This is a genomic window from Mesorhizobium sp. (genome assembly GCF_004963255.1).
GTDB lineage: Bacteria > Pseudomonadota > Alphaproteobacteria > Rhizobiales > Rhizobiaceae > Mesorhizobium.
This window is the reverse complement of sequence record NZ_SUGA01000002.1, coordinates 260,680-273,729: the sequence shown is the minus strand read 5'-3', so window position 1 is coordinate 273,729 and position 13,050 is coordinate 260,680. Positions and strand designations below refer to the sequence as shown.

Sequence of the window (13,050 nt, the reverse complement as noted above, 5' to 3'; positions counted from 1 at the left end):
CGGATTCGATTTTGTCAAATCGCATTTGATGTCGGATTCATCTGCGGGTAGATTAGACCCGAATCAGCCGGTCCACGGGGGGCGCGGCGACCACCCAAAGTCTCAAGTTCCGGCGCCAGGCCGGCACCAGACGCGGACGGTTTCGCGTTCCCTGGAGGGATTCGGCGCGGTTGGGGCGCCGTTCGCGCCCGTGAGTGTGTCTTCGTAAACGTGACGTGTTTCGGGTCCGGCCGTTGGCTTCGCCAGCACCGGGCACAAGGATCGATTCCGGCAAGAATCCAAGAATTGGAAATGAGCAGTCCCGCCGCGCTTCTCCAACCCGATGCTTCAGGCCCGCACCTGACGTCCCGCGGCGATCTCACCGGTTTTTTCATGCAGCTTGCAGCCGACATCGGCGCAGACAGCTACATGCTGGTCGCCATCGTGCATGACCAGGACCGCAACGACGCGCGCATCGTCTCCTCGAACTGGATCTTCGATGCCATCGAGCTGATCGGCAAAAGGCTGATCGCCAACCTGGCGCTCGGCCCTCTGACCGTGGCGCCCGGGGTGCGTCCGAAGCCATTGGTGGCGGCGCACGCGCCCGACGCCAGCGCATTGCTGACCGGCGAAGAGGCCCGCCTGCTCGACGTGCTCGGCCATGCCGAAATCTACTCGTTGCGGCTCAATGTCGGTCGGCAGCGCCTGTTCGTGCTGTTCTCGGCCGCAGAGGCAGGCAAGATCGACCTGACCGCCCTGATGAAGGCGCAGCTCAAATGCTGCTATGCGCTTTCCAGCATTCCGCAGCTGATCGCGGCGGCATCCATGCAGGACCCGTTGTCGGACCGCGAGCGCGAATGCCTGTTCTGGGTCTCGGAAGGCAAGACCACGGATGAGGTGGCCGTCATCCTCGGCGTCTCGTCCAACACCGTCAACAGCTACATCACGCACGCCATCCAGAAATTCGCGGCCTCGAACCGCGCGATGGCGATCGCGACGGCGATCAGGAGCGGCATCATTTGAAGCACGCACAGGTCAAAGAGGCGGCCGCCGCCCTTTTCAACGATCAGCGCAATCCCTTCGGCGCCTTCTCGCTGGGCTCGGAGACGCATCATGCGGCCACCATTCCGGACGCCGTGCGCCGCTGCCGCTGGATCGCGGTCGACATCAACGCCTCCGCCTTCGGCCTTTATTTCGTCAGCCCGTCGGCGGAACGCGCCCGCCTCGTCGCGTGCTTTGATTCCGACTATCCGAGCACCGCGGTCGCGACCAAATTCATCTCCGGCGCCAATGGCGAGGACGTGGTGCGCCACAGCCGCGTCTCGACCGCGCCGCGCTGGTGGGCCGACGACGGCATCGCCGGATCGCGCCAGGTCTTCCAGTCGCTCGCTTGGGCCGAGCCGACCGCGCCGCTGGCGCCTGGCACAAACGGCATCGCCCTTCCCGTGCATGCCGACCGCGGTCAATGCGGCCTGGTCGTCTTCCTGGGCTCCGAGATGGCATTGTCCGACGACACGTTGTGCGAGATCCACGCGCGCTCCTTCGCGCTGTTCGCAGCGGTCGCCCGCATCCGCCCCAGCGACAGCGGCCGGATGCGCTCGATCTCCAAGCGCGAGCTCGAATGCCTGAAGCTGACCGCGAACGGCAACACCAGCGAAGAGATCGCCAAGCTTCTCAAGCTCTCGGTGCACACCGCCAACCAATACCTCACCCAGTCGACGCAGAAGCTCAACGCGGTCAACCGCAACCAGGCGGTCGCCAAGGCGTTGCGGCTCGGCCTGATCGAGTGACGTCACGCATGCAGCGCTGGTGCGTTTCACCGTTTCACGGAAACGGCGAAACGTGCTGTCTCTTTGTTTGACGCAATTGCGGACGGAAGGCTACGGCGAAGTCGCCGAGCCTAACCGCTCACACTTTTCCTGGAATTGCTCTAAACATGCCGCAGCGGGATTGGTGCGGCTGCAATCGGATCGTTACGGAAATGCCAGCGGCTCGGTCCTGCGGATGCGGGCCTCCTCCACGGCGTCCTCGAGCAAGGCAGTGTTGTGCTCGGGCGTCTCGCCGGGCTTCTCGAACGACACGTAGTTGACCACCACGGAAGGCCCGCGCTCGGTCAGCGTCAATTGGAAATAGACCGTCACGCCGCGCGGCCGCAGCTCGAGATCGAGCACGATGCGCGGACTGCCGCTCCAGTCGACATGCGCCTCGCCGCCATGGCCGAGCCGCAATGTGCCCGGCCGGAAGTAAAGCTCGGCGGCCGAATCCACCAGATCCGACAGGCAGGCGAAATGCTCGAGCCGGATGAAGGCGATATAGTCGGCAACGTCGATCAGCCTCAACTCGCCCACGACAGGCTCGATGGCGCTGGCGACGATCAGCTCGCGGGAATTGGCGTGTGGTTGCCGGTCCATGGATTAGCGGCGTCCGTTCATTGGGTTGCCTTGCGGGCGGTCTTCTTCGAGTAGACGATCCGCACCAACTCGGCGACCGCCTGGTAGAATTGCGACGGGATCACGCTATCAACTGAAACTTGCTTGTACATGGAGCGCGCAAGCGCCACGTCCTCGAAGATCGGGATGTTGTTCTCCCTGGCGATCTCGCGGATCTTGAGCGCCACCAGATCCTGCCCCTTGGCGAGCACGATGGGAGCGGAATCCTCCCCGCGCACATATTTCAGCGCGATCGAAAAGTGCGTGGGGTTGGCGATCACCAGCGTCGCGCGCGGCACCGCCGTCATCATGCGTTTGCGCGCCCGGTCGCGCGCCAGCGAGCGCAACCGCGACTTGACGATCGGATCGCCTTCCGACTGCTTCAGCTCGTCCTTGACTTCCTGCTTGGTCATGCGCAGGTCGCGCCGCCAGTGGAAACGCGACCAGACGATGTCGACCACCGCGATCAGGCCCATGACGAAAACGATCGCCACCAATATGTCGACGAAGATGCCGCGGATAACCATGCCGAAGGACATCGGGTTGGTGATCATGCCGGCGAGCAGCTTGCGATGATCTTGCGAGAGCGTGAAGCTCAGCACCGCGATGGCGAAGCCGAGCTTGGCCAGCGACTTCAGGAATTCGACCCAGCCCTGCACGCCGAACATCCGGCTCCAGCCCTTGGCGATCGAGATGCGCGACAGCTGCGGCCTGATCCGTTCACCGACGATCTGCGGCATATTCTGGAAGACCGAGGCGCCGATGCCGGCGACCGTCAGCAGCACCAGCAGGCTAACGACGGCGTGGCCGATCTCGGTCATCACCTGCCGGTAGAGCGAGATGACGTCGGTCTCGGTGTCCATCGGCCAGGCTTCCGGCTTTTCCAGGAACGTGGACAGGAACATGCCGAGGTCGACGATCGCGTCCTTGGCGTAGAAGACCGCGAAGACCAGGATGGCGAGGAAGGACGCAAAGATCGCGGTCTCGCGCGAATGGGGCAGCTTGCCCTGTTCGATCGTGTCGCGGATCTTCTTCTCTGTGGCTTCCTCGGTTTTGGAATCCTTGTCGACCGCTTCAGCCATGACGCTCTGACCGTGTGGCTATCGTCAGGCGGCTTCGGCGGGTGCGGCGGTCTGCGTCGAAGGCAGCTCGAAGGCCCCTTCGCGCGACAGCCGGATGGCGGCGCTCGATATGCTCTTGCGGGCCGCCATGATGTCGGCAAGCGCAATGCCTTCCGATCCCTGTCCAAGCTCGGATTCGATCATGCGGCGAGAGCGCGCGCCGATCGCCGACAGTGCGGATTCGGCCAGTTCCGGCGATGCGCCGCGAAGCGCCAGCGTGACGAGTTCGGTCGACAGCCCGTCGAACAGGAGTACCCGGGCTTTCTGCGGAAGCAGCGGCAGATCGTCGAAGGCGAACAGCCGCGACTTGACTCCGGCGAGATCGGGCGTGCCGGCCTGCTCCAGGTCCTGCATCAGGTCGTCCAGTTCCGGCTTTGCCATCTCGTTGAGCATGCTGGCGACGCGCTCCTGCCCGGCAGTGGTGTCCCTGCTGGCCTTTTGCGACAGCACGCTCACGCGCAGCTGGTTCTCGACGATCCTGGATGCCGCGTCCGGGATGTTGGCCATCGTCACCATGCGCTTGATGATCTGGCTGCGCATCGGCTTTTCCATGGTGAGCAGAACATTGGCGGCGGCCTGCGGCGCCAGCTTCGAAAGCACCATCGCGGACGTCTGCGGATGCTCGCCGGAAAGGAACGCGCCCAGCCGTGACGGTTCGAGCTTTTCGAGGTCCGGCCAGATCGGCGCGGGCCCTTCCGCGACCGGCTCGAACTTCTTCTCGCCCATGATGGCGCTCATCTCTTCGGGCGACAGTGATTCGTTGAGGATCGTATCCATCCGGTCGGCCGAATCGAGCAGGCCCGCGCCCTCCGTGAACTCGGCCTCGAACTCGGCGACGATGCGCTCCAGATCGGCCTGCGGGATTGTGCGTAAGAGACGCGCGCCCTCGATCAGCGCCTTCAGCTCATCCTGTTTGAAGAATTTGAGCAGCCGGCTGGCTGCGGGCTTGCCCATGGCCACCAGTATGGCCGCCGCCTTTTGCGGACGTGTCAGCGCCAATGCCGTCGTCATGCGTGTTGCCCTTGCTGCCGATTGGTCCGCGCACCGACCATTCTCAGGCGCTCTTCGTCGCCGCGATGATCTCGGTGAGCTTGATGCCGAAGCGCGTCGGATCGTTTTCCAGCACCGTGATCTCCCCGCGCGCTATTCTGCGGCCGTTGACCACCACGTCGACGGGCTCGCCGATGCGGCGGTTGAGCGCGACCGTGGAGCCTTTCTGCAATGCCATCAACTCCGACACCGGCATTTCCGTGCTGCCAAGGATGATCTGCACGTCGACCGGAATGGTCATGATGATCGAGGAATTGGCCCCCGAGCGAAGCGCGGCCTCTGGACGGCCCTCCTCTTCACGGAGCACGCCACGCAGTTCTTCGATGGCGCGATCCAGCTGCTCGTCGGGTTGGCCGGTTTCCGCTTCGGCCTCGGCTTCCACATTTGTCGCTGCCATGCTTCGTCTCCATGAATCCCAGGCCTGGCGTCAGCCCGGCATCAGTCCGTCGATGAAATCCTGCCCGGCATCAGGCGGATGGCTGATGCGGACGGTGTAGTTCTGCCCCAGCTTGCCGAACTCGCAGACAAACAGTGTCTTGTCGCGGGCGCTGAGCTTGGCGTTGAGCTGCGCATTCTCCTCGAATTCTATCACCTGGCCGGGCTCGAACGCGGCCAGGTGACCGAGCGTCAGCCGGGCGAGCGGCATCGTCGCTTCGAGCCGGACGGTCGAGCGCATCACCTCTTCCGAGAAACGGGCACGCCAGTCGAATTCGCTGCTCTCGCCTTCCTCGACTTTGGCGTTTGCGCCACGCGTCGAGAGGAGGATTCGCTGTGGGATCATGACCGTGATCATGCCGGTATCGGTAGGCGTCGAGACGCCAAACACGATGCGGACTGCGGCGCCGTCGCGCAGGATGCGCCGCCTCGCTTCGCCGCCAGACGTTGCGCGAGGCACCGGCAGACGCAAATCCAATGAGCGCCGGCCCGATCCGTTGAGCGCCGTCGCGACCTCCTGGAACACGGTGGTCGCGACATCGGCCTCGATCTGCGACAGGTCGCGTTCGATCGGCGCCACCGGCTGGTCGGGATCGCCGCCAAACAGCGCGCTCACAATGACGGCGACCGCATGCGCATCCATCACCAGCGTCATGGCGTCGGCCGAGGTCGGCGACGAAACGATGGTCAGCGCAAAGGCATCGCCGGCGCGCGAACGCGCCTCGGGAACGCGGCCGACCTCCACCGCCTGCAGGTCGACGGTCACCGGCGCGCCGAGCTCGCTTGCAAGCGCCTTTTGCAGCACCGGGACCGCCCGTTCGGCCATGCCACGGCCAACGCCGATCACCTGCGCCGCCTCGCCACTGTCGCCGACGAGACGCTCGATGATCAAGGCCCGCGTTTCTGACGGACTGGCCGGACTTGTCATGACGGCAAGTGGTCCTGTCTCGGATCGAGCATGCTCAGGCCGCCTTCTTCTCGGCAGAGCCGGCGTTCATCGTGCTCTGCTCGACGGCATCGATCGTCGGACGCTCGTAGGACGATATGGTCTTGCGGCCGAATTCGATCGCCACCTGCGGCAGGGCGCCGTTCATATAGGCAAGCAGCGTCTGCTTGACGATGATGTAGAGGCGGTTCTTCTTTTCTCGCACCGTCTTGATCTTGGTGGCGACCGGACCGACCACCGCATAGGACAGGAAGATGCCGAGAAAGGTTCCGACGAGCGCGGCGCCGATCAGGCCGCCGAGGATCTCCGGCGACTGGTCCAGCGCACCCATCGCCTTCACCACGCCGAGCACGGCGGCCACGATGCCCAACGCCGGCAGGCCGTCGCCGACCGCCACCATCGCGTGATAGGCCTTCAGCTTGTCGCTGCGGATCGTCTGGATCTCTTCGTCCATCAGCGCCTCGATCTCGTGCGAGCGGGCATTGCCGATGATGATAATGCGGCAATAGTCGCAGATGAAATTCGTCAGGTCATGGTTCTTGAGCACGGTCGGGAAGGCCTGGAAGATCGCGGACTCCTCCGGATTGTCGATATGCGCCTCGACCTCGCTGCGCGATTTCGAGCGCAGTTCGCGCATCAGGCTGTGCAGGACGCCCAGCGTCTCGAGGTAGTCGCGCTCCTTCGGCACCGCCTGCTTGAAGGCCTCGAGAATGCCCTTGCCGGTGTCCTTGACCGTCTTCATCGGATTGGCGACGAGGAAGGTCCCGAGCGCCGCGCCGCAGATGACCACCGCTTCCCAGGGCTGCAGCAGCACGTGCAGATGGCCGCCCATGGCCATGAAGCCGCCGAGAACGCAGCCGAGCGTCACCACAAGTCCGATCAGAATACCCACGACTGGTCCTTCCGCATGTCACGTCGTGGATCAGGGATAGTCCCCGTGCCTTGTGTGAGGCTTGAATCGAGGGCAGCGGACACGATTCAGCTTCGCGCAAGGAAGTGACGTTATTGTCCGGGGATAGCTTCGGCCGGAGGCGTGTCCTTGCTCAGTACCTACACCAGCTATCAGTTGATTGCCAAAGATATCGGCAAGTCGATCGACCGCATTGAGCAGCAGCCGACGGTCGATCGCGACACCCAGTACTATCTGGCCAACATCACCAAGGTGAAATCGATCGACGATTTCGTCAACAATGACCGCCTGTTCAAATATGCCATGAAGGCCTACGGGCTGGAGAACATGGACTATGCCAAGGCCTTCATGGTCAAGGCGCTGAAGGAAGGCGTTTCCGATCCCGACAGCTTCGCCAACAAGCTGACCGACAAGCGCTACGCCCAGTTCGTCAGAGCTTTCAATTTTGCGGCGGACGGCGCCGATGCGACCGTCTACAACCCGGCGCAGCAGCTGGTGACGAAAAACTACGCCATCCAGGCCCAGATCGCCGGCCTCGACCCGAATTCGGACTATGTGAAGGGCGAGACGACCTACTATCTCGCCAACATCACCAAGGTGAAATCGGTCGACGACCTGATGTCGAACGACCGCCTCTACACCTACGCGCTTGCCGCGTACGGCCTGGATTCGGCAACCGAGGACAAGGACCTGATCAAGTCGGTCCTGCAAGGCGGCGTGCGCGATCCCGACAGCGTCGCCAACCAGCAGACCAACAAGGCCTATGCCGGGCTGGCCTCGGCCTTCAACTTCGAGCAATACGGCGAAAACGCCACCACCTATGTTCAGGCGCAGCAGCCGACCGTCGGCATGTACATGCGCCAGACGCTGGAGGAGGATGCCGGCAAGACCAACGAGGGCGTGCGGCTGGCGCTTTATTTCCAGCGCAAGGCGCCCGACATCACCAGCTGGTACGACGTGCTGGCAGACACCGCTTTGGCCAGCGTGGTGCGCACCGCGCTCGGCCTGCCCGATTCCTTTGCCACGGCCGATATCGACAAGCAGGCGCAGCTGTTCGGGCAGAAGCTCGACATCAAGGATTTCACCGACCCCGAGAAGCTCAGCAAGTTCCTGACTCGTTTCACCAGCATGTACGAGGTCGCCCACCCGACCTCGACGGCGGTGACGTCGGTCAGCGTGCTCTTCGCGCAGCCGACCAGTGTCGGCATCTCCACCGATCTGATGCTGGCCATGCAGCAATTGAAGTTCTGAGATCATGCAGGACAGTCTTTACGTCGCCCTTTCCTCTCAGATCGCGCTCGAGCGCCGTCTCGACACCATCGCCGACAACGTCGCCAATGCCTCGACCATCGGCTTTCGCGCCACCGGCGTGAAGTTCGAGGACGTGGTCTCGGGCACCGGGCCGAAGTCGGTCTCCTTCGCCTCCTCAGGCAAGACCTACCTTTCCGGCGCGCATGGCGCGCTGACCGAAACCGGCAACCCGTTCGACTTCGCCATCCAGGGCGACGCCTGGTTCGCCATCGACACGCCGGCCGGCACGGTGATGACGCGCGACGGCCGTTTCTCCATGAACGAGAACGGCGAATTGATGTCGATCGAAGGCTATCCGGTTCTGGACAGCGGCGGCGCCCCGATCCAGCTCGATCCGCGCAACGGCCCGCCCAAGGCAGGCGCGGACGGCTCGCTCCGGCAGAACGACCAGCTGGTCGGCGCCATCGGCCTCTACAATTTCGATCCCGGCGAGGATTTCGTCCGCTATGGCAATTCAGGCATCGTTCCGGCGCGCACGCCCGAACCCGTCACCGATCGTTCGGACGTCGGCATCGCGCAAGGATTTCTGGAAGAGTCGAACGTCAACCCGGTGCTGGAGATGACCCGGCTGATCCAGGTGCAGCGCGCTTTCGAGAACACGGCGGCGCTGATGCGGCAGACCGATTCCTCCACCGACGACGCCATCAAGACGCTCGGCTCGAAGTGACGGTATGACGACCGGCCCGTCCCTGTTGCGCGCTTCCGAGAGCCCGGCCGATTCCGGAAGGACGGACCGGCTGGCGGCGCTCGAACGCGTCTGGCGCCGGTTCGATGATCCGCAGGCACTGCTTGCGCGCGGCGGCCGCATCGCCGAGATATCGCCGACGCACTACAAGGTCCGCGGCCTGTCTGGAATTGCCAGGCTGGGCGACATCGTCGAGCAGCGCGGCAAGGCCGGCGCGCGACGCGGCGAGATCGTCAAGATCGGCAGCGACGAGGTGGTGATTGCGCCTTTCGAGCGCAGCGCCGATGCCGGTATCGGCGACGTCGTCTTTCGCCGCGGCCCGCTCGCGGTCGCGCCGCATGTCTCCTGGCGCGGGCGTGCCATCGACGCCTTGACCCGCCCCATTGACGGCGGTCCCGCGCTGATCCGGCCGAATGCCGCCGATGTCACGCATGGCGCGACACCGGGCGCCTTGTCGCGCCAGCGCGTCGGCACCGGCTTCCTCACCGGGGTGCGGGTGATCGACATCTTCACCCCGCTCTGCTTCGGCCAGCGGCTAGGCATCTTCGCCGGTTCCGGCGTCGGCAAGTCGACTTTGCTTGCCATGCTCGCCGGCGCCGAGGCCTTCGACACAGTGGTCGTGGCTCTGATCGGCGAGCGCGGCCGCGAGGTGCGCGAGTTCCTCGAGGACACGATCGGTGCCGAGAGCATGGCCAAGACCGTCGCCGTCGTCGCCACCAGCGACGAAAGCGCCATGATGCGGCGCCGCGCGCCCGACACCGCCATATGCGTGGCCGAGCATTTCCGCGACCAGGGTCATCGCGTGCTCCTGGTGCTGGATTCCATCACCCGCTTCGCGCATGCGCTGCGTGAGGTTGCGACGGGAACCGGCGAGCCGCCGGTGGCGCGCGGCTACCCGGCCTCGGTTTTCACCGACCTGCCGAAGCTGCTCGAACGCGCCGGCCCCGGCGTCGAGGGAAAAGGCTCGATCACCGCCATCATCTCCGTGCTCGTAGACGGCGACGACCACAACGACCCGGTCGCCGATTCGGTGCGCGGCATTCTCGACGGCCATGTCGTCCTCGACCGCGCCCTTGCCGAGCAGGGCCGCTATCCGCCGGTCAATCCGCTGTCGTCCATCTCGCGCCTTGCCGACAAGGCCTGGAGCCCGGAACAGCGCACGCTGGTGACAAGGCTGAAATCGATGATCGCGCGCTTCGAGGATACGCGCGACATCCGTCTTTTGGGCGCTTACCAAAGCGGCGCCGATGCCGAACTCGACAACGCGGTGCGCCAGGTGCCGCTGATCTACGAGGCGCTCACGCAATCGCCGAGGGACCGCGCGTCGGCCGATCCGTTCGCCGACCTCGCCCGCCATCTCAAGGGGAAGCTGAATGGCGATCAAGGAGACTGAGCTCCAATATACCGAGCGCATGCTGCGCGACAGGCTTGCCGAGGCCGAGGCGGCGGAAAGGGCCGAGGCCGACGCGGCAAGATCCGCCAAGGACAAGGCCGCGCATGCCAAGACACAGAAGACAGCGGCTCTCCTGACCAGAGCCGACAGGCCGCATCCGCCGCGGACATCCGCCGCCGGGGCCGCCGATGTCGCGCAGGCCAGCCGCGATACCGTGCTCGACGGGCTTTTTTCCCGCAGCGAGTGGCCGGAGCCGCCGAAAGCCCAGTTCCCCCGCCTGGCCGACAGGAGCGCCGACCGGCGCAGCGATTTCGTCATCGCCGCGCTCGGCATCACGCTCGGCCTCATCTGCGCGTTGTTTCCCTGGTACATCTTCTTCAATCAGGAGCAGTTCGGCGTTCAGACCATCAAGTTCGGCGGCAGCGGCAGCAATTCCGGACGCGAGGGCGGTGGCGTTGCGGCTCAACGGAGCGGACCGCTGACGGCCAAGGACGTTCCCAATCCCGATATCGACCTGTTTGCGACCGGAACGGTTGAGGATGATCCGGCCCCGCCGCCCGCCGACCAGCCCTTCCCGGCCGCCGCTTCCGAATTCAAGATGGTGCATGTGGCCAACGGCCGCGCCATGATCGAGGACGATACGGGTCTGTGGGTCGTTCAGCGCGGCTCCATCCTGCCGGATTCGAGCCGCGTCGCTTCGATCGAGCAGCGCGGCGGCAAGTGGGTGATCGTCACCAGCACCGACAAGGTGATCCAGCTCTCGAAGTAACCGAACCCGGCCGTACAGCCCCTCCCCCGCGCAAGGTCCGCGCAAGACTGGCCGCCTAGTCTTGTGCGTACTTGTCCGGGAGATTCCCATGGAACCCGTAAATCTTTTCGACCTTGCCACGCGGCAGTCGCAATGGCTGGCCGTGCGCCAGTCGGCGATTGCCTCCAACATCGCCAATGCCAACACGCCGGGCTATACGGCCAATGATGTCGAGCCGTTCGAAAAGGTTCTCGACCGCACCGCGGTGACGCTGACCGCCACGCAGGCGGGCCATCTTGGCACTGAGACCACCAATGCCGGCTTCAACGTCAAGCCGGAGGATCCTGACGGCGCGATCATGCCGTCGAAGAACACCGTCGTTCTCGAGCAGGAGCTGATGAAGGCCGGCGAGGTTCGCCGCTCCTTCGAGCTCAACACGGCGATCGTCAAGGCCTTCCATTCGATGATGACGATGGTGGTGAAGAGCTGACCATGGACGCCCTCACCGCAGCCCTCAAAGTCGCAGCCTCCGGTCTTGGTGCCCAGTCGGAACGCCTGCGCGTGGTCTCGGAAAACCTCGCCAACGCCCAGTCGACCGGCAGCACGCCAGGCGCCGATCCCTATCGCCGCAAGACGATCACCTTCCAGTCCGAGGTCGACCGCGCAACCGGCGGCTCGTTGGTGGAAGTGAGCGGCATCAATCGCGATCCCTCGGACTTCCCGATCGAATTCCAGCCCGGCAACGAAGCCGCCGACGCCAAAGGGTACGTCAAGATGCCCAACGTCAACACATTGGTCGAAATGGCAGACATGAGCGAGGCGAACCGCTCCTATGAAGCCAACCTGCAGGTCATCAAGCAGGCTCGCGATCTCATTTCCATGACCATCGACCTGATGAGGAACCAGTAATGATCGGCGGTATCGGGGCACTACAGTTCAAACCGGCAATCGACGGCGCCGACTCGGCCGCGCCGGGCCTGCTTCAAGGCGGTGTCGGGACGCAGGCCAGCGAAAGCATCGGCGGCAGCTTCGCCGACGTCCTCAGCCAGGCCGCGACGAAGACCGTCAACACGCTGCAGGGTGCCGAGCAGATGTCGATCCAGGCGCTCAAGGGCGACGCCGACACCCGTCAGGTTGTCGATGCGGTGTTGAGCGCCCAGCAGGCGCTGCAGACGACCATCGCCATCCGCGACAAGGTCGTCTCGGCTTACCTCGAAATCAGTCGCATGAGTATCTAGGGACCGCGTCATGAAAGCACTCGCAATCGCCGCCACCGGCATGAACGCCCAGCAGACCAACCTGGAAGTCATCGCCAACAACATCGCCAACATCAACACCACCGGCTACAAGCGGGCGCGGGCCGAATTCTCCGACCTGCTCTACCAGGTCGACCGCACGCAAGGCGTGCCCAACCGTTCCAACACCTCGCTGGTGCCGGAAGGCGTTTCGATCGGTCTTGGCGTCAAGACGACCGCCGTGCGCAACGTTCACACCCAGGGCGAACTCGCCAGCACCGGCAACAGCTTCGACCTGGCGTTGACCGGCAGGGGCTGGTTCCAGATCGAGGGCGCCGACGGCGGCACGCTCTACAGTCGCGCCGGCGCCTTCAACACCAATGCCACCGGCCAGCTCGTGACGGTGGACGGCGCCAACGTCATTCCGGCCATCACCGTGCCGACGGATGCCGTCGAGGTGATCGTCAACAAGACCGGCCAGGTCTTTGCCCGTCTCCAGGGCCAGACCGACCTCCAGCTGCTCGGACAGCTCCAGATCGCCAATTTCGCCAACGAGGCGGGCCTCGCCCCTCTCGGCGACAACCTGTTCCAGGAAACGGCTGCCTCGGGCCCGGCCAATGTCGGCGTTCCGGGGGATCCCGGCTTCGCAACGATCCAGCAGGGTTATCTGGAATCGTCCAACGTCGACCCGGTCAAGGAAATCACCGAGCTGATCTCGGCGCAGCGCGCCTATGAAATGAACTCCAAGGTCATCCAGGCCGCCGACGACATGGCCTCGGTGGTCTCCAAGAACATCAGGTAACGGATG

At 64.3% G+C, this 13,050-nt stretch carries 16 protein-coding genes; 10 read left to right on the top strand and 6 right to left on the bottom strand.

All coding sequences use genetic code 11. The annotated features are described in order from the left end of the window. The first annotated feature begins 291 nt into the window (after positions 1 to 291). Entirely contained in the window at positions 292 to 1,002 is a 711-nt protein-coding gene (locus E5X34_RS04170; protein WP_292561396.1) for a helix-turn-helix transcriptional regulator, read from the top strand. Then, the gene (locus E5X34_RS04165) at positions 999 to 1,769 is read left to right on the top strand and encodes a helix-turn-helix transcriptional regulator (protein ID WP_292561394.1); all 771 of its coding nucleotides are present in this window, start codon (positions 999 to 1,001) and stop codon (positions 1,767 to 1,769) included. Before E5X34_RS04170 ends, E5X34_RS04165 begins: the two co-directional genes overlap by 4 nt. A 183-nt stretch (positions 1,770 to 1,952) precedes the next feature. Here E5X34_RS04165 and E5X34_RS04160 read toward each other — a convergent pair whose 3' ends face one another. Genes E5X34_RS04160 through motA form a run of 6 tightly spaced genes read right to left on the bottom strand, consistent with a single transcriptional unit; the run spans position 1,953 to position 6,852 of the window. Continuing rightward, a complete protein-coding gene (locus E5X34_RS04160; protein WP_042640450.1) occupies positions 1,953 to 2,390 on the bottom strand; it encodes a hypothetical protein in 438 nt (145 codons plus the stop codon). A 17-nt stretch (positions 2,391 to 2,407) separates the two neighbouring features. Continuing rightward, positions 2,408 to 3,490: a flagellar biosynthesis protein FlhB gene (gene flhB / locus E5X34_RS04155; RefSeq protein WP_292561391.1), complete on the bottom strand. Its 1,083-nt coding sequence runs from the start codon at positions 3,488 to 3,490 to the stop codon at positions 2,408 to 2,410. 24 nt (positions 3,491 to 3,514) lie between these two features. Continuing rightward, positions 3,515 to 4,540 carry a flagellar motor switch protein FliG gene (locus E5X34_RS04150; RefSeq protein ID WP_292561388.1) on the bottom strand — a complete coding sequence of 342 codons (1,026 nt, stop codon included), beginning with the start codon at positions 4,538 to 4,540 and terminating at the stop codon, positions 3,515 to 3,517. A gap of 43 nt (positions 4,541 to 4,583) precedes the next feature. Further along, positions 4,584 to 4,976, bottom strand: a complete 393-nt coding sequence (gene fliN, locus E5X34_RS04145; protein ID WP_292561384.1) for a flagellar motor switch protein FliN — start codon at positions 4,974 to 4,976, stop codon at positions 4,584 to 4,586. A 30-nt stretch (positions 4,977 to 5,006) separates the two neighbouring features. Next, the gene (locus E5X34_RS04140; RefSeq protein ID WP_366664870.1) at positions 5,007 to 5,942 is read right to left on the bottom strand and encodes a FliM/FliN family flagellar motor switch protein; all 936 of its coding nucleotides are present in this window, start codon (positions 5,940 to 5,942) and stop codon (positions 5,007 to 5,009) included. A 34-nt stretch (positions 5,943 to 5,976) separates the two neighbouring features. After that, positions 5,977 to 6,852, bottom strand: a complete 876-nt coding sequence (gene motA / locus E5X34_RS04135) for a flagellar motor stator protein MotA (RefSeq protein WP_042640459.1) — start codon at positions 6,850 to 6,852, stop codon at positions 5,977 to 5,979. Between the two features lie 147 nt (positions 6,853 to 6,999). Here motA and E5X34_RS04130 point away from each other — a divergent pair, with 147 nt between their 5' ends. The 8 genes from E5X34_RS04130 (at position 7,000) to flgG (ending at position 13,044) form a co-directional block, all read left to right on the top strand. After that, a complete protein-coding gene (locus E5X34_RS04130) occupies positions 7,000 to 8,121 on the top strand; it encodes a DUF1217 domain-containing protein (protein WP_292561378.1) in 1,122 nt (373 codons plus the stop codon). 4 nt (positions 8,122 to 8,125) lie between these two features. Beyond that, entirely contained in the window at positions 8,126 to 8,848 is a 723-nt protein-coding gene (flgF, locus tag E5X34_RS04125) for a flagellar basal-body rod protein FlgF (RefSeq protein ID WP_292561375.1), read from the top strand. Between the two features lie 4 nt (positions 8,849 to 8,852). After that, positions 8,853 to 10,259: a flagellar protein export ATPase FliI gene (gene fliI, locus E5X34_RS04120; protein ID WP_292561372.1), complete on the top strand. Its 1,407-nt coding sequence runs from the start codon at positions 8,853 to 8,855 to the stop codon at positions 10,257 to 10,259. Continuing rightward, a complete protein-coding gene (locus tag E5X34_RS04115) occupies positions 10,240 to 11,028 on the top strand; it encodes a hypothetical protein (RefSeq protein ID WP_292561369.1) in 789 nt (262 codons plus the stop codon). The genes fliI and E5X34_RS04115 overlap by 20 nt, the downstream gene beginning before the upstream one ends. A gap of 88 nt (positions 11,029 to 11,116) precedes the next feature. Beyond that, positions 11,117 to 11,497 (top strand): flagellar basal body rod protein FlgB, encoded by a 381-nt coding sequence (gene flgB, locus E5X34_RS04110; RefSeq protein WP_292561366.1) that lies wholly within the window; start codon positions 11,117 to 11,119, stop codon positions 11,495 to 11,497. 2 nt (positions 11,498 to 11,499) lie between these two features. Further along, on the top strand, positions 11,500 to 11,916 hold the full coding sequence (gene flgC / locus E5X34_RS04105) for a flagellar basal body rod protein FlgC (RefSeq protein ID WP_042640471.1): 417 nt from the start codon (positions 11,500 to 11,502) through the stop codon (positions 11,914 to 11,916). Beyond that, on the top strand, positions 11,916 to 12,245 hold the full coding sequence (locus tag E5X34_RS04100; RefSeq protein WP_292561363.1) for a flagellar hook-basal body complex protein FliE: 330 nt from the start codon (positions 11,916 to 11,918) through the stop codon (positions 12,243 to 12,245). Before flgC ends, E5X34_RS04100 begins: the two co-directional genes overlap by 1 nt. Before the next feature lie 10 nt (positions 12,246 to 12,255). After that, a complete protein-coding gene (flgG, locus tag E5X34_RS04095) occupies positions 12,256 to 13,044 on the top strand; it encodes a flagellar basal-body rod protein FlgG (RefSeq protein ID WP_292229320.1) in 789 nt (262 codons plus the stop codon). Positions 13,045 to 13,050: the final 6 nt, after the last annotated feature.